This is a genomic window from Pseudomonas sp. MWU347 (genome assembly GCF_017947305.1).
GTDB lineage: Bacteria > Pseudomonadota > Gammaproteobacteria > Pseudomonadales > Pseudomonadaceae > Aquipseudomonas > Aquipseudomonas putida_A.
On sequence record NZ_JAFGZB010000004.1, the window covers coordinates 94419 to 117841 of the forward strand.

General features: G+C 60.6%; 29 protein-coding genes. All 29 read left to right on the forward strand.

The window, feature by feature from the left end; genetic code table 11:
- Window positions 1-438, forward strand: a complete 438-nt coding sequence (locus KCG87_RS09665; protein ID WP_246881720.1) for a phage tail protein — start codon at window positions 1-3, stop codon at window positions 436-438.
- Between the two features lie 102 nt (window positions 439-540).
- Window positions 541-726 (forward strand): hypothetical protein, encoded by a 186-nt coding sequence (locus KCG87_RS09670; protein ID WP_003222199.1) that lies wholly within the window; start codon window positions 541-543, stop codon window positions 724-726.
- Window positions 727-728: 2 nt separating this feature from the next.
- On the forward strand, window positions 729-1895 hold the full coding sequence (locus tag KCG87_RS09675; protein WP_047291938.1) for a tail protein: 1167 nt from the start codon (window positions 729-731) through the stop codon (window positions 1893-1895).
- Window positions 1895-2401 carry a phage major tail tube protein gene (locus KCG87_RS09680; protein ID WP_007908799.1) on the forward strand — a complete coding sequence of 169 codons (507 nt, stop codon included), beginning with the start codon at window positions 1895-1897 and terminating at the stop codon, window positions 2399-2401. Before KCG87_RS09675 ends, KCG87_RS09680 begins: the two co-directional genes overlap by 1 nt.
- 154 nt (window positions 2402-2555) lie before the next feature.
- Window positions 2556-3137 carry a phage tail assembly protein gene (locus tag KCG87_RS09685; protein WP_027611060.1) on the forward strand — a complete coding sequence of 194 codons (582 nt, stop codon included), beginning with the start codon at window positions 2556-2558 and terminating at the stop codon, window positions 3135-3137.
- 128 nt (window positions 3138-3265) lie between these two features.
- Window positions 3266-5521 carry a phage tail tape measure protein gene (locus tag KCG87_RS09690; protein WP_134785555.1) on the forward strand — a complete coding sequence of 752 codons (2256 nt, stop codon included), beginning with the start codon at window positions 3266-3268 and terminating at the stop codon, window positions 5519-5521.
- Window positions 5521-5904: a phage tail protein gene (locus KCG87_RS09695; RefSeq protein ID WP_047601251.1), complete on the forward strand. Its 384-nt coding sequence runs from the start codon at window positions 5521-5523 to the stop codon at window positions 5902-5904. Before KCG87_RS09690 ends, KCG87_RS09695 begins: the two co-directional genes overlap by 1 nt.
- On the forward strand, window positions 5897-6109 hold the full coding sequence (locus tag KCG87_RS09700; protein WP_210558066.1) for a tail protein X: 213 nt from the start codon (window positions 5897-5899) through the stop codon (window positions 6107-6109). The genes KCG87_RS09695 and KCG87_RS09700 overlap by 8 nt, the downstream gene beginning before the upstream one ends.
- 9 nt (window positions 6110-6118) lie before the next feature.
- A complete protein-coding gene (locus KCG87_RS09705; protein ID WP_210558064.1) occupies window positions 6119-7147 on the forward strand; it encodes a phage late control D family protein in 1029 nt (342 codons plus the stop codon).
- Between the two features lie 158 nt (window positions 7148-7305).
- The gene (locus KCG87_RS09710) at window positions 7306-7890 is read left to right on the forward strand and encodes a hypothetical protein (RefSeq protein WP_134785557.1); all 585 of its coding nucleotides are present in this window, start codon (window positions 7306-7308) and stop codon (window positions 7888-7890) included.
- Window positions 7887-8066 (forward strand): DUF2635 domain-containing protein, encoded by a 180-nt coding sequence (locus tag KCG87_RS09715; RefSeq protein ID WP_027611066.1) that lies wholly within the window; start codon window positions 7887-7889, stop codon window positions 8064-8066. The genes KCG87_RS09710 and KCG87_RS09715 overlap by 4 nt, the downstream gene beginning before the upstream one ends.
- Window positions 8066-9562 carry a phage tail sheath subtilisin-like domain-containing protein gene (locus tag KCG87_RS09720; RefSeq protein ID WP_041072261.1) on the forward strand — a complete coding sequence of 499 codons (1497 nt, stop codon included), beginning with the start codon at window positions 8066-8068 and terminating at the stop codon, window positions 9560-9562. The genes KCG87_RS09715 and KCG87_RS09720 overlap by 1 nt, the downstream gene beginning before the upstream one ends.
- A gap of 67 nt (window positions 9563-9629) precedes the next feature.
- Window positions 9630-9977 carry a phage tail tube protein gene (locus KCG87_RS09725; RefSeq protein ID WP_007964335.1) on the forward strand — a complete coding sequence of 116 codons (348 nt, stop codon included), beginning with the start codon at window positions 9630-9632 and terminating at the stop codon, window positions 9975-9977.
- Window positions 9974-10270, forward strand: a complete 297-nt coding sequence (locus KCG87_RS09730) for a phage tail assembly protein (protein ID WP_003222226.1) — start codon at window positions 9974-9976, stop codon at window positions 10268-10270. Before KCG87_RS09725 ends, KCG87_RS09730 begins: the two co-directional genes overlap by 4 nt.
- A 130-nt stretch (window positions 10271-10400) precedes the next feature.
- Complete coding sequence (locus KCG87_RS09735; protein WP_210558061.1) at window positions 10401-12299, forward strand: phage tail protein; 1899 nt, start codon at window positions 10401-10403, stop codon at window positions 12297-12299.
- Entirely contained in the window at window positions 12286-13521 is a 1236-nt protein-coding gene (locus KCG87_RS09740; protein ID WP_210558057.1) for a DNA circularization N-terminal domain-containing protein, read from the forward strand. Before KCG87_RS09735 ends, KCG87_RS09740 begins: the two co-directional genes overlap by 14 nt.
- A gap of 3 nt (window positions 13522-13524) precedes the next feature.
- On the forward strand, window positions 13525-14568 hold the full coding sequence (locus tag KCG87_RS09745; RefSeq protein ID WP_210558054.1) for a phage baseplate assembly protein: 1044 nt from the start codon (window positions 13525-13527) through the stop codon (window positions 14566-14568).
- 143 nt (window positions 14569-14711) lie between these two features.
- Window positions 14712-15221 carry a phage baseplate assembly protein V gene (locus tag KCG87_RS09750; protein WP_210558051.1) on the forward strand — a complete coding sequence of 170 codons (510 nt, stop codon included), beginning with the start codon at window positions 14712-14714 and terminating at the stop codon, window positions 15219-15221.
- Window positions 15221-15619, forward strand: coding sequence for a phage GP46 family protein (locus KCG87_RS09755; protein ID WP_007964342.1), 399 nt, complete (start codon window positions 15221-15223; stop codon window positions 15617-15619). Before KCG87_RS09750 ends, KCG87_RS09755 begins: the two co-directional genes overlap by 1 nt.
- Window positions 15609-16655: a baseplate J/gp47 family protein gene (locus KCG87_RS09760; protein WP_210558048.1), complete on the forward strand. Its 1047-nt coding sequence runs from the start codon at window positions 15609-15611 to the stop codon at window positions 16653-16655. Before KCG87_RS09755 ends, KCG87_RS09760 begins: the two co-directional genes overlap by 11 nt.
- The gene (locus KCG87_RS09765; RefSeq protein ID WP_003222238.1) at window positions 16643-17242 is read left to right on the forward strand and encodes a putative phage tail protein; all 600 of its coding nucleotides are present in this window, start codon (window positions 16643-16645) and stop codon (window positions 17240-17242) included. Before KCG87_RS09760 ends, KCG87_RS09765 begins: the two co-directional genes overlap by 13 nt.
- Before the next feature lie 14 nt (window positions 17243-17256).
- Window positions 17257-18408: a phage tail protein gene (locus tag KCG87_RS09770; protein ID WP_098967503.1), complete on the forward strand. Its 1152-nt coding sequence runs from the start codon at window positions 17257-17259 to the stop codon at window positions 18406-18408.
- The gene (locus KCG87_RS09775; protein WP_210558045.1) at window positions 18405-18920 is read left to right on the forward strand and encodes a phage tail protein; all 516 of its coding nucleotides are present in this window, start codon (window positions 18405-18407) and stop codon (window positions 18918-18920) included. Before KCG87_RS09770 ends, KCG87_RS09775 begins: the two co-directional genes overlap by 4 nt.
- 136 nt (window positions 18921-19056) lie before the next feature.
- Window positions 19057-20097 (forward strand): phage tail protein, encoded by a 1041-nt coding sequence (locus KCG87_RS09780; protein ID WP_098967506.1) that lies wholly within the window; start codon window positions 19057-19059, stop codon window positions 20095-20097.
- A gap of 44 nt (window positions 20098-20141) precedes the next feature.
- Window positions 20142-20723, forward strand: coding sequence for a tail fiber assembly protein (locus tag KCG87_RS09785; RefSeq protein ID WP_003222249.1), 582 nt, complete (start codon window positions 20142-20144; stop codon window positions 20721-20723).
- An 80-nt stretch (window positions 20724-20803) separates the two neighbouring features.
- On the forward strand, window positions 20804-21730 hold the full coding sequence (locus KCG87_RS09790; RefSeq protein ID WP_210558043.1) for a hypothetical protein: 927 nt from the start codon (window positions 20804-20806) through the stop codon (window positions 21728-21730).
- Window positions 21730-22197, forward strand: a complete 468-nt coding sequence (locus tag KCG87_RS09795; protein WP_210558040.1) for a phage tail assembly chaperone — start codon at window positions 21730-21732, stop codon at window positions 22195-22197. Before KCG87_RS09790 ends, KCG87_RS09795 begins: the two co-directional genes overlap by 1 nt.
- 36 nt (window positions 22198-22233) lie before the next feature.
- Entirely contained in the window at window positions 22234-22974 is a 741-nt protein-coding gene (locus KCG87_RS09800) for a hypothetical protein (RefSeq protein WP_210558039.1), read from the forward strand.
- Window positions 22975-22976: 2 nt separating this feature from the next.
- Window positions 22977-23408: a phage tail assembly chaperone gene (locus KCG87_RS09805; protein WP_210558036.1), complete on the forward strand. Its 432-nt coding sequence runs from the start codon at window positions 22977-22979 to the stop codon at window positions 23406-23408.
- The last annotated feature ends 15 nt before the right edge of the window (window positions 23409-23423 follow it).

Consider the following 23423-nt stretch of genomic DNA (forward strand, 5'->3'; position numbering starts at 1 on the left):
ATGGGAAAGTACCTTTATTCAGCAGCAACAGGCGGGGTCTATCTCAAGGGATTCCATAGCGAGATTCCCCCAGACGCGCTATCGATTGCCGATGAAATCTATCGAAATCTTTTTGCCCAACCGCTTCCGGCTGGAAAGGTCGTAAGGCCAGGCGCAGAGGGATTGCCTCAAATGGTAGATGGGCCGAGTTTATCTGAAGAGGCGCTGGCTACATCCGAACGAGGCTGGCGCGATAACAAGTTATTGCAAACGGACAATTTGGTAGCGCGTCACCGTGATGAGCAAGAACAAGGCATTACGACAACGCTGAGCTCAGAGCAATATGCCGAATTGCAGGTATTTCGCAGCCGGCTCCGTAGCTGGCCAGAGGGGCAAGAGTTTCCCCTTGCTGAACATCGGCCTGTCATTCCGTCATGGATACTTGAGGCTCTTCAATAAACGCCCCGCACCCCGGGGCGTTTTCTTGTCCGCTTAAAACAAATCAACACCCGCCAAAGCCCCTCCCCAAGAGGGGCTTTCCCGTTTATGGAGAAACGAAAAATGGCAACCCGCCAAACCTACACCGTGCTCGTCCCATTCCCCACCGGCGGTGGGCATTGGTCGAGCGTCGGTCAAGACCTTGATCTGCTCGACGTCGAGGCCAGTGCCTTGCACACCGCCGGTCGACTGGAACTGAAAACACCTACCACCCAGGCCAAAAAGGCCGCTGCCAAGAAGGCTGACTAACCATGGCTGAGGTTTTGAACTTCGAGCACAACGGCATTACCGTCAATGCCACTGAATCCCCCGAGGCCATGGGTGGCCTGGGTGACAACGTCATCGGTCTGGTCGGCACTGCGCCGAAAGCCGATCCGCTGATTCCGCGCAACGCACCGTTCCGCATCAACAGCTTCACCACCCACGCGCTGCTCGATCCGACCGGCGCTGAAGAAGGCACGCTGTATCACGCGGTTTACCAGATCCTCAAAGTGGTCAAGGTGCCAGTGTACGTGGTGATCGTCGAAGCGGGCGCGACCCCGGCCGACACCGTCAACGCAGTGATCGGCGGTGTCGATCCAACCACCGGCCGCAAGCTCGGTCTGGCGGCACTGGGCAGTGTCCCAGAAGACCTGACCATCATCGGCGCGCCAGGCTTCACCGGCACCAAAGCGGTGGCCAGCGAGTTCGCCTCGTTCGGCAAGCGCATCAAGGCCCGTGTGGTGCTGGACGGCAAGGATGCCTCGGTCGCAGATCAAGTGACTTACAGCCAGGAACTGGGCGGCGCCGATCTAGGCTTTGACCGTTGCCTGGTGGTGCACAACATGCCCGCCGTGTACTCGAAAGCCGCGAAGAAAAACGTGTTCCTCGCGCCGTCCAGCCTGGCGATTGCCGCGCTGGCCAAGGTCAAGCAGTGGGAGAGCCCGGGCAACCAGGTGACCTACGCCGAAGACGTGTCCCGGGTCGTTGAATACAACATCCTCGACACCTCCACAGAAGGCGATCTGCTCAACCGTTACGGCGTGAGCTACTACGCCCGCACTGTGCTCGGCGGCTTCTCGCTGCTGGGTAACCGCTCGATCACCGGCAAGTTCATCAGCTACGTCGGCCTCGAAGATGCGATCAGCCGCAAGCTGGTCAAGGCCGGTCAGAAAGCCATGGCCAAGAACCTGACCAAGTCGTTCATGGATCAGGAGGTCAAGCGCATCAACGACTGGCTGCAGACCTTGGTCGCCGACGAAACCATTCCTGGCGGCAGCGTGTACCTGCACCCGGAACTCAACAGCGTCGAGAAGTACAAGAACGGCACCTGGTACGTGGTCATCGACTACGGCCGCTACGCGCCGAACGAACACATGGTTTATCAACTCAACGCCCGCGATGAAATCATCGAGCAGTTCCTGGAGGACGTTCTCTAATGTTTACCAACCGCGTAAGACAGGCCATCGCGGCCACCCTGCAGGGCCTGCCGCTGTCGGCGACCGTGGAGGAATTCACCCCGCCGAAAATCGATTTCGACATGGAAAACATGACGGGCGGGCGCTTCATCGTTGAGGAAATGGCCAAGAGTGCCAAGCCGCTGAATGCTCAGATCAAGCTGCAGGGCACGGGCGCCGAAGTGTTGCTCGCCATGGGTGTGAAATTGGGCGACGACATTCTGCTGAACGTGCGTGAAGCCGGTCAGGATCAGGACGGCAACACCTGGTTTACCTATCACACCATCGGCGGCAAGCTCAAAACCATGGGTGAAGACGCAATCAAAATGGGCGGCAAAGCCCTGACGACGCTGGACTTCTCCTGCCGCACCTACAACCGTCTGGAAAACGGCATCCCGGTGATCGACATCGACGTACGCACCCAGAAGTTCGTGCTTAACGGCGTCGACATCCTTGGTGATGCGCGCCGTGCGGTGCTGATGCCGTAACCCTCGATACACCCCAAACCCTGTAGGAGTGAGCCTGCTCGCGATGAGGCCAGCACATTCAACATCAATGTGCCTGAAAGACCGCCATCGCGAGCAGGCTCACTCCTACAAGGGGATTGCTACACCCCCTCAAGAATCACCAAGGAATTCATACATGTCGTGGATGCCACCCAAGCATGACCTGCTGTCGCCGATCACCGGTGACGACGGCGCGCAGATCGAGCAGATCCAGCTAAAGCCGCTGTTCTACGCCGCGCAAAAAGAAGCGCTGGAACGCGCCGGCGATGATGAAGACGATCAGTTCTTCGAACTGGCGCTGCTCGCCACCGGCCTGTCGGTCAAGGAACTCGACCAGCTGAAACGCCCGGACTACGTGAGCATCGCTCAGTACGTGCACGAGATGTCGACCCGTCCGGCGTCGTACTTTCTGGAGCAGGTCGAGGACGCGGAAAAGTCCGACGATCCTGACGAAGTGCAACTGCTGCAACCGCTCGCCGTGACCGGCCGCACCGTGACCTCGCTGTCGCTGGAAATGCCCGCACTGCGCGCCACCAAAGTGATGAAGAAACTGAAAACGGCCAAAGAACGCGCCGAGTTCATCACTGCCCACTGCACCGGTCTGATGATCCCCGATCTGGCCCAACTGAGCGTCCCTGACTGGACCCAATTGCAGGTGCGCATCGACGATTTTTTAAACCAGCCGGCGGCCTACTTTCGGAACGCGACATCGAAGTAATCCTCGATATCGTCCCGCTCATTTACCCGGTAAGTGAAGCGGAGATTCTGGAATGGGACGCCGAAAAGGCGTTGCGCCGCTACGACATAGCGATCACTCGCCTTGGCGTGAAACAGGAGTAGAGCGGCATGGCAGATGATAACTATGCGTTGACGTTCGCTGAGGTCAATCAAGAAACCCGGGCATTGAGCACGGCCAGCAAGACTGCCGCCTTGATGGCTCCGACGATGTCAGCAGGAGCCGCAACACCTGCTTCGAACTTTGACGGCAGTGTTGCCGGGCTAAGCCTGGCGCTGGCCGATGCCACCAGCGAATTGCGAAATCTGACCGCCGAGCAGGTTCAGCTCAGGGATGTGTTGGGATCGATACACGCTGTGCTGCTTTCACAGCGCTCGCTGCAACAGTCTCTCAATGACCGGCCAGCACTAGCGGGCAGCGCGGCCGTGGGAGCTGAGTCGAAACCGTCAGGCGTCAATGGCGCAACGCAACCTTTCAAATACCTGCAGCCAGCGATCAACCTTGATAGCACGATGGCGCGACTGGGACGGGTTGCAGGCGTTGAGGGCGATCAACGCGATGCGTTGCGGGTGTCGTTGGAGAAAATGGCCGCCGAGCGCAAAGTGGCAGCCGGCGGTACCACGGTGCTGGATCTGGCAGGCGTGATGTATGCCGGTAACAAAGGTGGGGTTGGTAGCGATCAGAAGACTGAAGCCGCCCGGCAAAAAGACCTCAGTGATTTCACCCGAGACACTGGCATCACGGCCACAGCCTTTGAGATGAAGGCGCCGGATGTTGCGGATCTGCTGATCGGCTGGCGCACCTCAATGGGGCTCGACCGAGCCAAGACCCTCGACCTCGCCGATGCCACCAGCGTGCTGGGAAGCCGATTGAGTGCCACGGTGGCTGACATTGGTTCGATCCTCAGCAACTACGGCGCTTCGGCAAAAGGTGCGGGGCTGAGTCCCGAACAGACTGCGGCTTTTGCTGCGGCAATGCTCAATGTCAACGTCAACAGGGCTGACGCCGGAGTGGCACTGGAGAGGATCACCACGACGCTGGCGTTGGGCGACAACGCATCAGTTAGTCAGAAAGCGGTGATCGCTCAACTTGACCTCGATCCAAAGGCCCTCGCTGCGCAGATGCAAGGGGACGCCCCCGGCGCGATTCTCAAGGTGCTTGAAGCGCTGAAGACAAAATCCCCCGAGCAGCAAGCCAGCCTGGCGATGACGCTTTTTTCGATCGACCAGCCGGTTGTGAAAATGCTCGAGCGCAGCGCTGATGTGCGAGGTGCATTTGATCTCGTCAAAGATAAACAGCAGTACGCATCCTCGGCGCGAGGCGAGGAGGGCGGAGCAGTCAATCAGGCTGCGCTGAAGCTGTCGGATACGTCGCAAACGGGCTGGAACATTTTCACCGCTCAGAAAGATCGTCTCCTTAGCTCCGCTGGCGCTGCTGTGCTGCCTGATTTTGACAGGCTCACGGGGGTGATGGCGTGGGCGACCGATGGCTTGAGCAGCATGGCTGAAGAGTCACCGGAGCTCGCGCGGACGTTGATTTTGAGTATTGCCGGTATCAAGGGCGTGCAGGTCGCTGGGTCGATGCTGGCCAAGGGCATTAGAGGAACGACATCCACTATCGACAACCTCAAGTTCGTCGGCACAACTGCCATATCCTGGGGTTCCGCAGCGCTTAACGGTGCGAAGGCTTGGGGGGGCGTTGCGCTGAACAATGCCAAGACTTGGGGTTCCGCTGGGCTTAACAATGCCAAGACTCTGGGATCCGTTGCGCTTGACCGAGCTAAATACCTGACATCCGGTCCAGGCCGAAGTCTGGTCAGTCAAGGTGCCCGTATCGGTCGTGTAGCTGGCCCTCTGAGTATGCCGTTGATGATGCTCGACTCCGGTATGGACGTGGTCAACGGCTTGCTCGATGCCGATGGCAAACAAACAGCTAGAGGAGCGGGCGGCCTGGTGGGTGGGGTTGCTGGAAATTACCTGGGGGCGCGCGTTGGTGCCTTCCTGGGGGCTTTCGCCGGTCCTGCCGGGGCACTTGTCGGTGGAGGGGTTGGCGGAGCAGCTGGCACCTACTATGGCAATCAGTGGGGAAGCGCATTGGGTGAAAAACTCGCGACGCCTGCACCGAACCAACTCGCCCCGCCGGCAGAGGTTGCCAAAGAACTGCCGAGCGCGCAGACGCAAAACCAGCAAGTCACCTTCTCCCCACTGATCCAGGTCACCTGTCCGGCGCCAGATACTGCCGAGCAGATTCGTACGATCATCGGCCAACAACTGAGCGGGCAATTCCACGGGCAGTTCCTGCCGTTGCTGACAAACAACCCCCTCGCCACCCGCCGTGACGCAGCCCTCACCGATGGAGTCGACTGATGAAACAACAAATGGCTCTGGGCAGTTTCATCTTCGGCCTGTCGCGCAACTTCGCCTACAGCACGCTGGCGCGAAAGTCCGACGGTGGCTGGAGCGACATCCAGATCCTGACCAGCAAACCCAAGTCCAGTCAGACCGGGCAGAAAGCGGAATCGCTGACCATCAGCGGCACCTCGATGTATGCCGTGGCCATGGATCGACTCGATGAGTTACGCGCACTTCAGGCACAGCGTGTGCCGCTGCCGTTGATTGACGGTATCGGGCGCAACTGGGGTCTGTGGCGGATCAACAGCATCGACGAGAACCAGAGCGAGGTCATCGATGACGGCACCGCGATGGTGATCAAGTGGGTGGTCGGATTAACGGAGTTCAACAATGCGTAAGGTACGAAGCGTGGCCGGTGATTCAGTGAATCTGCTGCTCTACCGCGAAACCGGGCGCAGTGATGACACAGCCGAAGAGGCCCTGTGGACACTCAACCAGACCCTGGCCGAACACGGCCCGATCCTGCCTGCTGGCGTTTGGGTCACGTTGCCGGAGCTCGACTCGAAACCGGCCACGATCAAACCGCTCACGGCCTGGGATTAAGGAGGTTGCATGACACTGGGTTTCACCCCGGCGGTAAGACTCTACGGGGCCCATTCGGCCCTGCTCAATCAACGCCTGATCAGTTGGGAACACATCGACGCTGCCGGTTTCGAGTCCGATCAACTGACGTTGACGATTGATCTTGAAGGCCTCGAAGGGCTGCCGGATCTGGGCGGGAAAATCGGCCTTGAGGTCGGTTATCTGGAGTCGGGAATGGTCGACAAGGGCCAGTTCAAAGTGACGCGCCTGACGCCGACGCTGTTCCCGTTCCGCCTGACGCTGGTGGCCACGGCGGCGCCGTTCAGCAAGGATGATGAGACGGGCTTCAAGCAACGTCGCACGGCCAGTCATGGCCCGACCACCTTGGGTGCGCTGTTTCGCAAACTGGTGTCGAGCCATGGCTTTTCACCGCGCGTCGCGCCCGAGGTGGCGATGATCAGAATCGAGCACGTCGACCAGTCCAACGAAACCGATATGAGCTTTCTGACGCGCCTGGCGAAAAAGTACAACGCGGTGACCAAACCCTACAACGACGTGTACGTGCTGGCCCGTCCCGGCCAGACCAAATCGTTGTCGGGCCAGGTGCTGGCGGACGTGACCTTGTCGGTGACCAGCAACAACCGTCCCGGCGATCACGCGTTCGTCAGCGCCACGCTGGAGGAGTCTGCCCGCGAGCAGACCAAGGGTTGCAAGACCTGTTTTTGGGATGGCGCTGCAGGTGTGTTGCGCTGGGTTGAAACGGGGCTTGCGCCGTTCAAGACCCTGCGCCAGAAACAACCCAGCGAAGCCGATGCGATCGCCGTCGGCGAAGGCGAAGTGCGCAAGATGCTCCGGCAAAAATACAAGGTGAAAATCACCTGCCCCGGCAATCCACTGCTGGCCGCCGAAGGCCTTGTGCTGCTCGATGAGACCTGGCCGGACTTCATGCGTGGGCGCTGGTCGATCGAAAAAGTCACCGCCAGCGGCAATCGCGAGAACAGCTATCGCTGCGTGATCGATGCCGCGTGCCTCGACCCGAAAGCCGAAGCCAAAGACTGATCTCACACCCACGAGTCCCCTGTAGGAGTGAGCCTGCTCGCGATAGCGGTGTGTCAGGCACATTGATTGTGAATGTGGCACCGCCATCGCGAGCAGGCTCACTCCTACAGGGGATTCGCGGTGTTTTCTGCAACTCATTTCAACTCTGGAACACCACCATGAAGATCACCCCGATCCTCACGCAGCTGCGTGCGCAATGCCCAAACCTTGCCAACCGCATTGCGGTGGGTGTCGACCTGGCGTTGCTGCAAGGCAATGCCGATCTACCGACACCCTCGGCCCATGTTCTGCCCCTGGCGGATCTCGCCAGCACCAGCACCGCACAAAACCTCACCGCGCAACCGATCCGCGACCGCTTCGAAATCGTCCTGGCGCTCGACGCCAGCGACAGCACAAAAGCGCTGGATCTGTTGCACGACCTGCGCGCCGAACTGTGGCGCGCGCTGGTGGGATTCAAACCGGGCACCGACTACAGCGCCATCGTCTACGACGGCGGCGAGATGGTCTCGATCAACAGCAGCCGGGCCTTCTATCGGCTGCGCTTTTTTACCGAGTTCCAGCTCGGCCGCAATCTGCCGAGTCAGCCTGCGGAGAGTTGGCACGAACGTGAACTGGACGGTTTGTCGTCCTTTACCGGGGTCACCGTGCGGGTCGATGCGATCGACCCGGCCGACCCCAATCTGAAACACCCGGGCCCTGACGGGCGCGTGGAACTGACTTTCTCTGGAGACGTAACCCCATGAGCAATCGCATCACCGTACTGCCGGCCGCTGGCCGTGCCGTGCCTGACCCGGAAGCGGGCGATCTGCTGCCCAAAGAAGGCCGTGAAGTGCTGGACAGCGCCTGGTGGCGCCGACGTCTGGCCGACGGCGATATCACTCTCAAAACCGTAAAAGTCAAAGCACAGGGAGCCAAATAATGGCGATCGGATTCAGCAACATCCCCGCAGACATTCGTGTACCGCTGTTCTATGCCGAAATGGACAACTCGGCCGCCAATAGCGCGACTTCGGCCATGCGCCGTTTGATCGTCGCTCAGGTCAACGACAACATCGCCCCGACCGAAGTCGGCAAACTGGTGCTGGTCTCCAGCGTCGCGCTGGCAAAAAGCATCGGCGGTCAGGGCTCGATGCTCGCCTCGATGTACGAGACCTTCCGCAAGGCCGACCCGATCGGCGAGATCTGGTGCCTGCCGCTGCACAACACTGAAGGCGCCATCGCCAAAGGCGTGCTGACCCTGACTGGCACTGCGACTCAGGCTGGCGTGCTCAACCTGTACGTCGCTGGTGTGCGTGTGCAGGCCACCGTGGTCAACGGTGCCACCGCTGCTCAAGCGGCTACCGCACTGGCACAGAAAATCAACGCCACCGCCGATCTGCCGGTGAGCGCTGCGGCTGCCGAAGGCGTGGTCACTCTGACCGCCAAATGGACCGGCGACAGTGGTAACGACATCAGCCTGCAGTTCAATCGCCTGGGCAAGAGCAACGGCGAAGAAACCCCGGCCGGCCTGACCACTGCGATCACCGCCATGACCGGCGGCGCCGGTGTACCGGACCAGGTCGCAGCCGTGGCTGCACTGGGCGACGAGCCGTTCGAGTTCATCGCTCTGCCGTGGTCGGATCTGTCGACCCTCAATACCTGGCAAGCAGTGATGGATGACAGCACCGGTCGCTGGTCCTGGGCCAAGCAACTGTTCGGTCACGTCTACAGCGCCAAGCGCGGCACCGTCGGCACCCTGGTTGCTGCTGGCCAGGCACGTAACGATCAGCACATGACCATCCAGGCGCTGGAGCCGGGCGTACCGCAACCGTTCTGGGTACAAGCTGCCGCACTGGCTGCGCGCACCGCGGTGTTCATCTCCGCCGATGCCAGCCGTCCGACCCAAAGCGGCAGCCTGCCGGGTGTTGATCCGGCGCCGGCCAGCGAGCGATTCACCCTGACCGAGCGTCAATCGCTGCTCAACTACGGCATTGCCACCGCGTACTACGAAGGCGGTTACGTGCGCATTCAGCGTTCGATCACCACCTACCAGAAGAACGCTTACGGTCAGGCTGACAACTCCTACCTGGACAGCGAAACCATGCACCAGTCGGCGTTCATCGTGCGTCGTCTGCAAAGCGTGATCACCAGCAAGTACGGCCGGCACAAACTGGCTTCCGACGGCACCCGTTTCGGCGCCGGCCAGCCGATCGTCACTCCGGCGACCATTCGCGGCGAGCTGATCGCGCAGTACGCCAAGCTGGAACTGGAAGGCCACGTGGAGAACGCCGAGCTGTTCGCCGAGCACCTGATCGTCGAGCGCGACGTACAGGATCCGAGCCGCGTGAACGTGCTGTTCCCGCCGGATTACATCAACGGTCTGCGCGTGTTCGCACTGCTCAACCAATTCCGTCTGCAATACGACGACGCGGCCTGATCGCCGCGTTTGGCCGTAAGCATTCAGCCCACTCCGGTGGGCTTTTTTATTTGAAGGGAGTAACACCATGGGTCAAGTGATTGCAGGCACCTGCTACGTCAAAGTCGACGGTGCACAACTGACTATCAACGGCGGCTGCGAAGCCCCGCTGATGGCCGTCAAACGCGAAACCGTCGTACCGGGTTTCTACAAGGAAACCGACGTCGCGCCGTCGTTCAAAGTGACCGCGCTGCACACCGCCGACTTCCCGCTGAAGAAGCTGATCGAAGGCACCGACATCACCGTCACCTGCGAATTCAGCAACGGCAAAGTCTACGTGCTGGCCGGTGCCTATCTGGTCGAAGAGCCGGTTTCAAAGGGCGATGACGCCACCATCGAACTGAAATTCGAAGGCATCAAGGGGACCTGGCAATGAGCGGCGCCGTGAAGCTTCAGGTTGCGATCGAAGCTCACGGCGAGCCCCTGACCGAACTCGTCCTGCGCCGTCCGACGGTGCAGGAAGTGCGAGCGATCAAGGCGCTGCCGTACAAGATCGACAAAAGCGAAGAGGTCAGCCTCGACATGGACGTGGCGGCCAAATACATCGCCGTGTGCGCCGGTATTCCACCGTCGTCGGTCAACCAGCTCGATCTGGCTGACCTCAACGCGCTGAGCTGGGCCGTTGCGAGTTTTTTCATGAGTGCGGCGTCGGAGCCATCACCGACCTGATCGCAGTCGCCTATGACCTGGCCTGGTTCTGGAAGGTTGACCCCGAACAGATGATGGCCAGGCCACTGGATGTGCTCCGCGAATCGCTGGAGCACGCGCAACGGATCAATGCGATGCAGCAGGTGCAGTGATGGCAGACGAAGAAAAGAAAGTGCAAACACCGGTGCTGATCACGGGCATCGATGAACTGTCGCCCAAACTCGGCGCCCTGCGAGTAAAGGTCGAGAGCTTCAAGAAAAATCTCGAACAGACCGGCCTCGGGAAACTGGATATCAGCGGTCTGTTCAAGGGCGGCAGCGTGATCACGCCGTTCGTGGACGGGATCAAATCGGCGGCAGCGTTTCAGGGCAAATTGACTGAAGTCAGCGAGACGGCGAAAACCGTCGACCTGCCCGCCGCACCGAAAGTCGCTGCGCAGAACATGAACGTGTTCAGTGCGTCGATGGAAAAGGTTTCCGCTGCTGTTGACGCGGCGCTGGTGCCGGCAGTCGGTGCGTTGGTCGTCGGGCTTGAGCCAATGCTGACTCAGGTCGCCAGCCTGCTTGCCGACAACCCGCAACTGGTGGAAGGCCTGGCTGCGGGGGCCATCGCCTTCTCGGCGATGCAAACCGCGGTCACCGGCGCCACGCAAGTGTTCGATGTCATGAGCATGGTGCTCAAGACCAATCCGATCATGCTCATCGCCATGGGCATCGCGGTGGCGGCCGGTTTGATCTATGCCAACTGGACGCCGATCAGTGCGTTCTTCAAAGGCATGTGGGAAGGCGTGAAAAACATCGGTGCGAGTGCGATGGCGACGTTGCGCTCGATTCTTGACTGGCGACCACTGGATGCACTGGCGGCGCTGTGGTCACCGGTCGCGGGATTCTTCTCGGGCATGTGGGACGAGGTCAAAGCCGTCACTGCGCCGGTCATCGACTTCTTCAAATCGGTGTTCTCGTGGACGCCCGCCGGCATGATCCTGGAAAACTGGGCGCCGCTGACCGGACTGTTTTCGGCGATCTGGGAACTGCTCAAGGCCTTGACTGTGCCGGTGATGGCGTTCCTCCGAAACCTGTTCGATTTCTCGCCGATGCAGATGATCAACAGTGCGTGGGGTGGCGTTGTCAGGTTCTTCGAGCCGATGTTCAGCAGCCTGCGAAAAGTCGCGCAACCGGCTAAAGAGTTTCTGGTGTCGTTGTTCGATTTCTCGCCCATGCAGATGATCACCAGCGCCTGGGGCGGTGTTGTTGCGTACTTCCAGCCGCTGTGGACGACGCTGCAATCGGCCGTGCAAAGCACCCGGGATACATTTCGGGAACTGTTCGATTATTTCCCGATGGAACTGATCACCAGCGCCTGGGGTGGTGTCGTCGGGTACTTCGAACCGATCTGGACGGCACTGCAAACGTCAGTGCAGCGGGTCAAAGGCTTTTTCACCAGTCTGGTCGAGTGGTCGCCGCTGGAACAGATTGCGCAGTACTGGCAGCCGGTCGGCGACGTCTTTTCGGCGCTGTGGGATGTCGTGTTGGCGGCGTCTGCACCGGTCGTGGACTTTCTGCACACCCTGTTCGAATGGAAACCTCTGGATCAGATCATCGAGAGCTGGGGGCCGATTGTCGGGTGGTTCGGCGAGTTGTGGCAAAAGCTGCAAACCGTCATCGCGCCGATCAAGGAGCTGTTCGACGGTGGTTTCGCCGGGTTGATCGCCAAGGTCACCGGCAAGGTTGAAACTCTGACCCAGGCGCAGCGCCAGACCAATGCCGAAGGCAAGGGTGAGCTGGCGCCGGCGTTCTTTGGCGCAGGTCCCGCGTCTGCTGGAAACGGGGCGTTGCAGGGCGGATCGCTGCCACAAACCTCCAGCGCCCTGATCCAGCAAAGCGCGGCCAACAACCGTACGCAACTCGAAGGCGGCCTGACCGTGCGCTTCGAAAATGCACCGGCGGGGCTGCGCACCGATCAACCACAAACCAATCAACCGGGCCTGGCGCTGTCTTCGCGCATCGGCTATCGCTCGCTGTCGGCAGGAGGTTCCAATGAACTGGCGTGACCGCTTGTTGCCGGCATCGTTTCGCGGTGTCGGATTCTGGATCGATCAGGCGAAAACTCCGGTCGGTCGCAAAGGTCAGTTGCACGAATACCCGCAACGCGACCTGCCGTATTTCGAGGATCTCGGCCAGCAGGCCAAAACCCACGATCTGACGGCGTTCATCATCGGCGCCGATTGCCTGGAGCAGCGCGACAAGCTGCTCAAGGCCTTGGAGGCGGGCAGTGGTGAATTGGTGCATCCGTGGCTCGGACGCCTGCAAGTCAAGGTCGGCGAATGCGACATGACCCACACCCGCCAGGACGGCGGGCTGGTGACGTTCAGTCTGAAGTTTTACCCGGACCGGCCGTTGCCGTTTCCGACCGCCACGGTCAGTACGCAAAAAGTTCTGTTGGCCAAGGCTGACACTTTGTTGGGGTCGGCGGTGGCGCGCTTCGAGCAGGCGATGACGTTGATCAAGGCTGCGCGGATCGGCATCGCCAATCTGCGCAACAGCCTGACCGGCGTGTATGAGGTGATCAAAGAGCAGCTCAAACCGCTGATCGAGCAGTACCGGCAGATCACCGAACTGGTCAAAGCGGTCAAGGAGTTGCCCAAGGAAGTGGCGGCGGAGTTCAAAGGCTTGCTCGGCGATATCAAGGAACTCAAGGCATTCGCGAAGGAGGGCTACCGTGGCGTGATTGCCGACGTGTCCCAACAACTCGAAGCCATCCGCAAGGCTGATGCGCCGAAGATCACCACCGGCAAGGACACCAACGCGGCGGCACAGGCCATGGCCGATCTGGTGCAGGACACGGTGCTGGTCAAAGTCGCGCAATGGGTGGCGTCGATGCCGGTGGCGACAAGCCCGGTGAAACTGTCATCGACACCTACGGTAGGGCAGCAGGCGACGAGCCCGGTGACCCGCCAGGAAGTCCCGGTCAGTGACGACATGCAGGCATTGCGTGACGCCGTGGCGGTGGCGATCAACCCGATGCTGGACAAGGCCGACCCGGCGCACTACCAAGCCATCACCGATGTGAAAGAGGCGCTGCTTGCGCACCTCAAGGCCGTCGCGTCGTCGGGTGTGCGGCAAGTCAGCAAGTCGTTCCAGGAAAGCTTTCCGGCACTGGTGGTGGCCTACAAGTACCTTGGCGATGCGACGCGGGTCACGGAAATCACTCAACGCAACGGGATCACCCATCCCGGTTTCTCACCCAACGAAGTGAAAGTCTCCGGGGAGTAAACCATGAGCGAGATAGACAACCGTGTCACGCTGACCGTCAACAACATGGAATACGGCGGCTGGAAAAGCGTGGAAATCACCGCCGATCTTGAGCGTCAGTTCCGCACCTTCAAACTCGACATCACCTGGCAGTGGCCGGGGCAGACGGTGGATCAACGGATCAAACCGGGTGACCCGTGCGAAGTGAAAATCGGCCAGGACCTGGTGCTCACTGGCTACGTGTTCAAGGCCCCGATCAGTTACGACGGACGCCAGATCAGCCTGAGCATCGAGGGTAGCTCCAAGACTCAGGATCTGGTCGATTGCGCAGCCACCAACCGGCCGAACCAATGGCAGGAGCAACCGCTGCTGAGCATCGTCCAGGCTCTGGCGGCGGAATACTCGCTGTACGTGGTCAACGAAATTCCCGAGACCGCGCGGCTCGCCAAACACACCATCGTGCCGGGCGAAACGGTGTTCCAGTCGATCGATCGTCTGCTCTCGCTGTTCCGGGTGTTTTCCACTGATGACGAGCAAGGCCGGCTGGTGCTGGCCAAGCCCGGTAGTGGTGGTCGGGCCAGTGACGCGCTGGAGTTGGGCAAGAACATTCTGTCGGCGAACGCGCCGATGGATCAGAGCCAGGTGTTTTCTGAATACCGAGTGATCGGTCAGCAGAAAGGCTCGGACAATAAGAGCGGGGCGGCCGTCAGCGAGGTTCAATCCAGCGCGGCTGATCTGAGCTTCAAGCGCCGCCGCACCACGATCATCAACGAGGGCACCGCGCTGACGTTCGAGTTGGCCCAGCAACGCGCCCAATGGGAAAGCGCCACCCGCATGGGCCGGGCGCAGACCACCACCTATCAGGTGCAGGGCTGGCGTCAGTCCAATGGCGATCTGTGGCGCCACAACACGCTGGTGAAGGTCACGGATCCGGTGCTCGGTTTTGACGGCGACATGCTGATCTCCAAAGTCACGTATTCGCTCTCGGCGCAGGGCTCGGTGACCACGCTGCAAGTGGCGCCACCGCATACCTTCGATCCTGATCCCACGCCTCCGAAAAAAACCTGAGCCTGACACCGAACCCCTGTGGGAGCGGGCTTGCTCGCGAAAGCGTCAGCAGCTCCAACATCCCATTGACTGACCCACCGCTTTCGCGAGCAAGCCCGCTCCCACATGTTGTCCGTGTCGGGTCTGCTCCCTGAGGACAATTCATGAGCCTACTGACACGCCTGCTGGCGCGCGGCACTGTCGTGCTCGCCCATTCGGCATCCAAGCTGCAATCGCTGCAAATGCGCCTCACCGCCGGTGAAGTGAACGACGACCTGGAGCACTTCGAACCCTACGGTTTCACCAGCAACCCGCTGGCCGGCGCCGAAGGCATCGTCACGTTTCTCGGCGGTGACCGCTCTCACGCCATCGCCTTGGTGGTCGCCGACCGCCGCTATCGCTTGCAGTCGCTGGCCTCTGGCGAAGTGGCGATCTACACCGACGAGGGCGACAAAATTCACTTCAAGCGCGGGCGGATCATCGACATCGAAACCGCCACCCTGAACATCCGCGCCAGCAGCGCGGTGAACTTCGACACGCCGGTGATCAACCAGACCGGCAAGATCGTTTCCACCGGCGACCAACTCGCCGGCGGCATCAGCCAGATCAAACACGTGCACGTCGGCGTGCAGGCCGGCAGCGGCCAGACCGGTGCGCCGGCAGGAGGCAAATAATGCTTGTCAGCCAGAACCTCCACGCCGCACTGACCCGCGCCGTGCTCATCAGCCTGTTCACCTGGCGCCGCGCCGCCGATGACGACGCCCTCGACGACGAGGAGCGCTTCGGCTGGTGGGGCGACAGCTTTCCCACCGTCGCCGACGATCGCATCGGTTCGCGGCTGTGGCTTTTGCGTCGGGTCAAGCTGACCCGACAGACCCAGATGGACGCCGAGTTCTATGCCCGCGAAGCCTTGCAATGGCTGATCGACGACGGCCACTGCAGCGCCATCGACATCATCAGCGAACGCCTCGACGCCCAGCGCCTGAACCTGCGCACGGTCCTGACCCTGGCCGACGGCGAACGTCTGGACATCAACCCCGATAACAGTTGGCAGGTGATCTATGCCGTTTGAAACCCCTTCGCTGCCGGTGCTGATCAAGCGCACCCAAAGCGACCTGGCCGGCGATTCGCTGCGCCAGTCCGATGCGCAAGTGTTGGCCCGCACCCTCGGTGGCGCCGCGTATGGCCTGTACGGTTATCTCGACTGGATTGCCGAGCAGATCCTGCCGGACAAGGCCGACGAGTCGACCCTGGAACGCATCGCCGCGCTGCGCCTGAATCAGCCACGCAAACCGGCGCAAGTCGCCACCGGCAGCGTCAGTTTTACCGCGACCGCCGGTGCGGTGCTGGATGTCGACACGCTGCTGCAAGCGAGCGATGGCCGTACTTACAAAGTCACCGCCGCGCGCACCACCGTCAATGGCAGCAACACCACCACGATTGCTGCGCTCGACGCTGGCAGCCTCGGTAATGCCGACGCCGGTCTGGCGCTGAACCCGGTGCAGCCGATCGCCGGCGTGGTCGGCAACAGTTTTGTGGTGCTCACGCCCGGCCTCAGTGGCGGCGTGGCGCGAGAAAGCCTGGAGTCGTTGCGTTCGCGGGTGATCCGTTCTTATCGAGTGATACCCCACGGCGGTTCGGCGAGCGACTACGAAACCTGGGCGCTGGAAGTGCCGGGTGTGACGCGGGCCTGGTGCCGTGGCGGCCTGCTCGGGCCAGGCACAGTGACGGTGTTCATCATGCGTGACGAAGACCCGCAACCGGTGCCCAACGATGAGCAACTGGCGGAGGTTCAGGAGTACATCGAACCGCTGCGTCCGGTGACGGCGGAAGTGCATGTGCAGCGGCCGATTCAGGTGCCGGTGGTGTACCGCTTCAAGAGCGTCAATCCAGACACCACTGCGGTGCGCGCCGCCGTTGAAGCGCAGTTGCGCGACCTGCACAACCGCGAGGCCGACCTCGGTGTGCCATTGCTGATCAGCCATATCCGCGAAGCCATCAGCAGCGCCGGCGGTGAGTACGACCACACGCTGACCGCGCCGGCCGCTGACGTGCCTGCCGGGCAAAGCGAACTGCTGACCTTCGGAGGTTGCGTATGGGGGGCATAAGAACCGCCGCGCAATATCAGGCGCAGCTGCGCGCCTTGCTGCCGAGCGGCCCGGCGTGGGACCCGGAACGCGTCCCGGAACTTGAGGAAGTGCTGCAAGGCGTGGCCGTCGAACTGGCGCGCCTCGACGCCCGCGCCGCCGATTTGCTCAACGAGATGGACCCGGCCGGCGTCAGCGAACTGGTGCCGGACTGGGAACGGGTGATGGAGCTGCCCGACCCGTGCCTGGGCGCCACACCGCTGTTCGACGACCGCCGCCTCGCCGTACGCCGACGCTTGCTCGCGGTCGGCAGTCAGGCTGTCGGTTACTACCTCGACATCGCCAAAAGCCAGGGCTACCCCAACGCCAGCATCACCGAACACGAAGCCCCCCGCATGGGTCGCGCGCGTTTCGGCGCCGCGCACTGGGGCACCTGGGAAGCGCAATTCATGTGGACCCTCAACACCGGCGGCCGCCTGCTGCTTGGTCGGCGCTATGGCGCGAGTTACTGGGGCGAGCGCTTCGGCGTCAACCCGGGCTCGGCGCTGGAGTGCCTGATCCACCGCAGTGCGCCGGCGCATACCAAGGTGCACATCAATTATGACTAGGGAGGAATGACGGGATGGATTATCCGAAAAGTGTGCCCAGCGCCGGTCTGGTGAATGGGAAATTTGTCGATGAAAACCCGCTGACCGGGACGCCGGGATCGCTGATTCCAGCTGACTGGGGCAACGGGGTTACCCAGGAAATTCTCAACGTGATCAAGGCCGGAGATCTGACTCCGGACGAGAAGAAATACGATCAGTTGTTGCAGGCGATTCAGAGCGTTTCGGCCAAGGGCTGGAATCTGGATTCGGCGTTGCCGATCGGGTCTTTGCCGACCGCGACGGTGGCGACGCCGGACGGTCGTCTGGCAATCACTCCGGCAGCGGTTGCCACCAGTGGCGGACGGATCTCGATTCCGGCGGGCGTGCTGATCAGCCTCGGTCAGGAAGTGGTGGCCGGGCAGTTGGGGCGTGCGCGTACGTTCACCACCCAGGTGTGGAGCAGTCCCGATTTGCTACCCAGTACCGGCTACTTCCTCCGGGCGCAGGTGATTGCGGGCGCGCTGACCTTCTATATGCAGCGCGGCACGATCTACGACGCTACGCCTGACGGTTTGAAAGGGACGGTCAATGGTGCGGCGGGCGGTGGTTTCCAGTCGACGCCGCTGGACATCTGTCTGGCCTGGGTCGTAACGGCGGGACCTGGGTCCATACCCATTGTCCGGGCGATCTACAACCGTAACCGCTTGTCGTGGACGCAGACCGTCAATGGCAATGGCGTGGTTTACCTGCCACTTGATCCGCATGCCCGAGCGGCGCGGTTGGTAGTGGGTAACCCGACACCGCATCCCACCGGGATTACCAGCGTGAACTTCGCGCCGACGGGTTGGCTGGGGGGCAACTACTGCTTCCTCAACCCGACAGTAGGCACCTCCAGCAACTGGGATGGCTGGACAACGGCAGGTGGCGCCGTGCTGATTTTTTCCAGCAACGTGGTCAGCGATACAACGGTTTCTACCTTGACCGCCAGCTTCGATCACAACGAATTGCGCTCGCTGTGGCAGTCGTACCAGGCGGAACATACGTTGGGTGCAGCTAATGCCGCCAGTGACGAATTATTGTTCAGTATGGGACTCAAGAGTGTTGGCCCAGCCGATTACGCCAATGGCATCGCGGTTAATTTTTCTGCAGCGGTAAACGTGAATTTTTCCTGGGAGCTGATCCGATGATCATCATTCAAGAGCTGCATCAGTTCGAGGAAGGCTTGCGTCCGGCCCAGCCTTCCAGTGCCCATGATTGGGATGGAGAAAAGTGGCAGTTGAATGCGTCCAGAGTTACCGAGCTGGAACTTCAGCAAGCCGAACAGCTGTGTTCCAAGGTCGACTCGGCGGCCGACAGTGCTCGCACCGTTTTGGCCGGCGACCCGCTCAAAGCCATGGAGTACGCCCAGGCTGCTGCCGACGCTCAGGCCTATCAGGACGCTGGTTACCCGAAAAAAGAGGTGCCACTGTCGGTTGCTGCGTGGGTGATTAAAGGCCGTACTGCCAAACAGGCTGCCGAGCAGATTCTCAGCAAGGCCGACCAACTCACTGACCATCTGCTGACCCTGCGTACCTTGCGCCTGAAGGCAAAAAACCAGATCCGCATGCATGCGGCCAAAGGCAATCTCGATCTGGCGCGCCGTGCTGGCGATGACGTGTTGGCGGCGATTCGCGAACTGGTCAGCAGCCAGACTCTCTAGCAGCAACGCCGTCATTCTGCATCACCCAAGCCCACTTCACCGTGGGCTCTTTATTTTCAGAAACAGACCGCCACTGGCTCGCATCAGCGATCGCCGTGATGCGGTTCATTTGTTATTTCAGAGGAACGAAAGACCTATGGATTATCCAAAAAGCGTCCCCAGCGTCGGCCTGGTCGATGGCCGCTTTGTCGATGAAAACCCGGTGGCAGGAACCCCGGGTTCGTTGATTCCGGCGGTGTGGGGTAACAGCGTAACCGAAGAGCTGTTGTCCGTGATCAAGGCGGCCGGAATGACCCCGGCTGAAGGGGCCAACAATCAGTTGTTATCGGCGTTGCAAAAGCTCCTGAGCCTGGCCAGCCCGATGTCTTCGCGGGTCACTGAAGTTTCGACATCAAAAGTCCTGGCACCGGAGGAAGCCGGGCTGGTTCTGATCAGCGCCAGTACAGCGGATACCACGATCAATCTGCCGGCCGTCAGTACGTTGTCCGGCATTCGCGACTTCATCGTTCGTCGTGTCGACAACAGCAGTAAACGCCTGGTGGTGCAAGCTTCCGGCAATGACCGGATCAGGTTTCACACGCACTTGTCGGCAAACGGCTATCCGTTTCTGGCGTTGATAGGGGCGGGAGACTGGTGGCACCTGCGCAGTGACGGCACTGGTAACTGGTGGCCGGTCGGTCGGTTCGACGCGACACCTTTGGGCCGGATCGTATTCGAGACCTCGACAGCCGCGAACCCCGGCGGCTACGGCGCGTTGGATGGCCGGGAAATGCTGCGTTCCGAATGGCCTTGGCTCTGGGATCACGCCGTGCAGTCCGGCATGTTGCGCGCAGAAGCTGCGCGGGCCGGCGGCTGGAGCAGCGGTGACGGGGTCAAGACATTTCGAGGCCCGGAGGTCCGTGGCGAATTTATCCGGGTGCTCGATGAACAGCGCAACATCGATACGGCGCGGGTCGCCGGGTCCTGGCAGTCCGGCACCAACATCACCGGTGACAACGGTAATGCTCCAGCGGTGCAGGGGATTGGTGATCTGGCGACGGTTGGCGTCGACCCGACATCGTTCGCCGGTCTTTCCTATTGGTCGGCTGCGGCGTTTGCCGAAAATCTGGTCAGTGGCTACTGGGGTATGACTCGCCCGCGAAATGTCGCCTATCCAGCTCGCATAAAACTCATCTGATGCCGGTGCCTCCGGCCCCTTGCAATAGCAAATGGAAGTGAACAATGCCTTATTACTATGTCGATGAAATGACGCGAGAAATTACCGGTCCATTCGAACCCATGCTCGTTCCCGGGATAGGTGTGCAAATACCCGGCAACGCAATCGAACTTCCGCAACCGCTGCCGGCCGTCGAGTCTGGTTATGCGTGGGTGTGGCGTGATGGGCAAGCGGCGCAACTGCTCGATTTACGTGAGCGCCTGGTGTTTCGCAAGGACAATGGCCTCTCGTTCTATTGGACCGAGTTCGGCCCATTGCCTGATCACCTGACTGTCACGCCTCGGCCCAACGAATATTACATCTGGAAGGATGATGGCTGGGTTCTGGATGCCGATGCCGAACGTGCGGGGCAGGCTGCCCAGGCGGACATCGAGCGCGATAATCGTCTGCGCACCGTGGTGATTCGCGTCGCGCCGCTGCAATACGCTTACGAGCTGGGCGAGGCGGCCAGTGAACAACTGACCGCATTGCAAGCCTGGAAGCGTTATGCATTGAACTTGGCGCGGATCGACCTGCAACCGGGTTACCCGGCAATCATCGAATGGCCGATCGCGCCGGAACAGAGCGTTGTTTCGCCAGCGATATAACTCGTCATTTCACTGAAAACGTTGCAGATGGCCTTTTGCTGCAGGCGTTCGGCTGTCTGTAAAAACTGGAGGGTTATGACGTGGATTATCCAAAAAGTATTCCCGGCGTTGGCCTGGTCAACGGCGGCTTTGTCGATGAAAACCCGATCGCCGGTTCCCCGGGATCGTTGATCCCGGCCGCGTGGGGCAACAGCGTCACGCAGGAAATTCTCAACGCGATCAAGGCTGCCGGGCTGACGCCTGATGAAGCCAGAACCGACCAGTTGGCAACGGCCATCGGCGCGTTGGTCGACTTCACCAAACTGAAAAACACCCCGACTACATTGGCCGGTTACGGCATCACCGATGCGGTGGGGCGGTTGTTGGCAGTTCGGCAGATCGAGACCGTCGGGATCACGGTTTACAAGCCCAATCCGAGGGCCAAACGGATTCGCGTGCGATTGGTGGGGGCGGGTGGTTCGGGTGGTGGTTGTGTGCCCATCGCAGCGACGTTTCAAGGAATCGGCGGCGGCGGAGGGGCGGGCGCTTACGGCGAGAGTCTGTATGACGTCACGCCGGAAATGCTCGCGGGCATACCTGTTTCGTTGGGAGCCGGAGGGGCCGCCCGTAATGCGATCGGCCAAGCGGGGGGCGGTGCATCTTTTGGCTCATACATGAGTGTTTCCGGCGGTATGGGCGGGCAGATGATTTCAGTCCCGACCGGAGCAGGTATGTCCGGTTTTGTGCAAGGTGGCGCGGGAGGCCAAATAGTGACGGGGGGCAATCTCTGCAGTGCGCGAGGTATCCCCGGAACTTATGCGATGTACAACGCCAATTGGGGAGTGCTTTGCGGAGGTGGCGGTCCTAGCCCGTTTGATGGCGGTGGTCCATTGGTGGGTGTGAACGGCACCGGCATCGCCGGCGTTCGAGGTTCGGGCGGCAGCGGTTCCTGCTCGACCAATGCTTCGGCATCTGTCCTCAGCGGCGCTGGCGGCAACGCCTTCTGTGAAATCTGGGAGTACGAATAATGGCCCGTTATGCACGAGTGGAAAATGGTGTCGCGGTCGAACTGATCGACACCGGCGACTACGCGATCACCCAACTGTTTGCTCCCGCTTTCGTCGAGACGATGGTGCAGGTGCCGGAGGGTATGCAGATCGAAATCGGCGCGCCCATCGGCGAACTGCGCCAGGAGATTGCGCCGTCGTCGGTGACGAGCAGTCCGGTCATTACCCCTGAAACAGTCCCCGATGAGCAAGATCCTCTGGCGGCAGCGCGGCTCTGGCGCCAGTCCAGTCTGTCGGCCACCGAATGGTGGGTGACGCGGCATCGTGACGAGCAGGAACTGGGGCGCGGGACGACGCTCAAGGCGGCGCAGTATCTGGAATTGCTGGAGTACCGCCAGGCGCTGCGCGACTGGCCGGATTCAAGTCATTTCCCGGCATTTGCTTTCCGTCCGTCAGTGCCGGAATGGCTGGGGGGCGTACATGTCTGAGGCCATGTTTTATGTTTTCAAACAGGGAGAAGAGTGATGGATTACCCAAAAAACATTCCCAGCGCAGGTTTAGTGAACGGCAGGTTTGTAGATGAAAACCCTCTCACCGGAACCCCGGGTTCATTGATTCCGGCGAGCTGGGGAAACGGCGTAACTCAAGAGATTCTTGAAGTCATCAAAAGTGCGGGCGCAGCCGCCGATGAAAGTGATAACACTCAGCTCAAAGCGGCAATCGATACGCTGATCTCGAAGAAACAAAGCGACAGTCTGGCCAGTCAGGAAGAAGCAGAGGCGGGCGCCAGCAATACACGGTTGATGACGCCGCTACGAGTGTTTCAATCCATAGCGAAAAAGATGCAACAGGCGACAGAGTCGCTGATGGGGATTGCAAAGCTTGCTTCTCAGGCAGAGGTCAACGCCGGTGTCAGTGATACCTCTGTCGTGACCCCTAAAAAACTCAGGCTCGGGTTCATGGTGAGACTGGGAGCATCCGGTTATATCGTATTCCCCTCTTGGATGGGCGGGGTGATTATCCAGTGGATCACCGGAGGCGCGAGCCAGGCGGGCAACAATGGTTACGGCGATCTGAATCTATGGCCGCTGGTCTTTCCAAATGCATTATTTCTTGCCGTCGCGACCCATGAGGGCACGGCACCCGGAACACAGCTGATCTGGAACAACAACGCGACCGTGAGTCGCCAGGCAGGCATCAATGTTCGTTGTCCTGAATGGCCGTCAGGCTCCATTTCCGCTCGGGTCATCGGAATAGGGTATTGAGCATGTATTACTTTTCTCCGAAAACTTCCGGCTTTTATCACGCCGATCTGCATGGCGCCAATATCCCCGCGGACGCGTTCGAATTGAGCGAGGGCGAGTATTGCGCGCTGGTCTCGAACGCTCCAAAGGGAACCGTTCTTTCCCTGACCGTCAGCGGGCGCCCTGAACGGGTGCTACTGGCAGAGCAAACCCCCGATGTCATGGAACGGACCTGGCGAGACAAGGTATTGGATCGTACCCAGTGGCTGGTCCTTCGCGATGCCGAAGAACTGGAAATGGGCGAGGGCACCACCCTGCGCAGCGAAGAGTTCAAGCAACTCCTGGCCTATCGGCAGGCGCTGCGCGACTGGCCCAACAATCCAGGGTTCCCAGATGCCCGTTCGCGTCCGATCGAACCCGATTGGCTGGAAGACTTGCTACGGACCAATGGGTGAGCGATTTGCTCATCG

Coding starts and splice junctions, on each gene's coding strand:
- KCG87_RS09665 (WP_246881720.1), top strand. CDS start 1: ATGGGAAAGTACCTTTATTCAGCAGCAACAGGCGGGGTCTATCTCAAG.
- KCG87_RS09670 (WP_003222199.1), top strand. CDS start 541: ATGGCAACCCGCCAAACCTACACCGTGCTCGTCCCATTCCCCACCGGC.
- KCG87_RS09675 (WP_047291938.1), top strand. CDS start 729: ATGGCTGAGGTTTTGAACTTCGAGCACAACGGCATTACCGTCAATGCC.
- KCG87_RS09680 (WP_007908799.1), top strand. CDS start 1,895: ATGTTTACCAACCGCGTAAGACAGGCCATCGCGGCCACCCTGCAGGGC.
- KCG87_RS09685 (WP_027611060.1), top strand. CDS start 2,556: ATGTCGTGGATGCCACCCAAGCATGACCTGCTGTCGCCGATCACCGGT.
- KCG87_RS09690 (WP_134785555.1), top strand. CDS start 3,266: ATGGCAGATGATAACTATGCGTTGACGTTCGCTGAGGTCAATCAAGAA.
- KCG87_RS09695 (WP_047601251.1), top strand. CDS start 5,521: ATGAAACAACAAATGGCTCTGGGCAGTTTCATCTTCGGCCTGTCGCGC.
- KCG87_RS09700 (WP_210558066.1), top strand. CDS start 5,897: ATGCGTAAGGTACGAAGCGTGGCCGGTGATTCAGTGAATCTGCTGCTC.
- KCG87_RS09705 (WP_210558064.1), top strand. CDS start 6,119: ATGACACTGGGTTTCACCCCGGCGGTAAGACTCTACGGGGCCCATTCG.
- KCG87_RS09710 (WP_134785557.1), top strand. CDS start 7,306: ATGAAGATCACCCCGATCCTCACGCAGCTGCGTGCGCAATGCCCAAAC.
- KCG87_RS09715 (WP_027611066.1), top strand. CDS start 7,887: ATGAGCAATCGCATCACCGTACTGCCGGCCGCTGGCCGTGCCGTGCCT.
- KCG87_RS09720 (WP_041072261.1), top strand. CDS start 8,066: ATGGCGATCGGATTCAGCAACATCCCCGCAGACATTCGTGTACCGCTG.
- KCG87_RS09725 (WP_007964335.1), top strand. CDS start 9,630: ATGGGTCAAGTGATTGCAGGCACCTGCTACGTCAAAGTCGACGGTGCA.
- KCG87_RS09730 (WP_003222226.1), top strand. CDS start 9,974: ATGAGCGGCGCCGTGAAGCTTCAGGTTGCGATCGAAGCTCACGGCGAG.
- KCG87_RS09735 (WP_210558061.1), top strand. CDS start 10,401: ATGGCAGACGAAGAAAAGAAAGTGCAAACACCGGTGCTGATCACGGGC.
- KCG87_RS09740 (WP_210558057.1), top strand. CDS start 12,286: ATGAACTGGCGTGACCGCTTGTTGCCGGCATCGTTTCGCGGTGTCGGA.
- KCG87_RS09745 (WP_210558054.1), top strand. CDS start 13,525: ATGAGCGAGATAGACAACCGTGTCACGCTGACCGTCAACAACATGGAA.
- KCG87_RS09750 (WP_210558051.1), top strand. CDS start 14,712: ATGAGCCTACTGACACGCCTGCTGGCGCGCGGCACTGTCGTGCTCGCC.
- KCG87_RS09755 (WP_007964342.1), top strand. CDS start 15,221: ATGCTTGTCAGCCAGAACCTCCACGCCGCACTGACCCGCGCCGTGCTC.
- KCG87_RS09760 (WP_210558048.1), top strand. CDS start 15,609: ATGCCGTTTGAAACCCCTTCGCTGCCGGTGCTGATCAAGCGCACCCAA.
- KCG87_RS09765 (WP_003222238.1), top strand. CDS start 16,643: ATGGGGGGCATAAGAACCGCCGCGCAATATCAGGCGCAGCTGCGCGCC.
- KCG87_RS09770 (WP_098967503.1), top strand. CDS start 17,257: ATGGATTATCCGAAAAGTGTGCCCAGCGCCGGTCTGGTGAATGGGAAA.
- KCG87_RS09775 (WP_210558045.1), top strand. CDS start 18,405: ATGATCATCATTCAAGAGCTGCATCAGTTCGAGGAAGGCTTGCGTCCG.
- KCG87_RS09780 (WP_098967506.1), top strand. CDS start 19,057: ATGGATTATCCAAAAAGCGTCCCCAGCGTCGGCCTGGTCGATGGCCGC.
- KCG87_RS09785 (WP_003222249.1), top strand. CDS start 20,142: ATGCCTTATTACTATGTCGATGAAATGACGCGAGAAATTACCGGTCCA.
- KCG87_RS09795 (WP_210558040.1), top strand. CDS start 21,730: ATGGCCCGTTATGCACGAGTGGAAAATGGTGTCGCGGTCGAACTGATC.
- KCG87_RS09800 (WP_210558039.1), top strand. CDS start 22,234: ATGGATTACCCAAAAAACATTCCCAGCGCAGGTTTAGTGAACGGCAGG.
- KCG87_RS09805 (WP_210558036.1), top strand. CDS start 22,977: ATGTATTACTTTTCTCCGAAAACTTCCGGCTTTTATCACGCCGATCTG.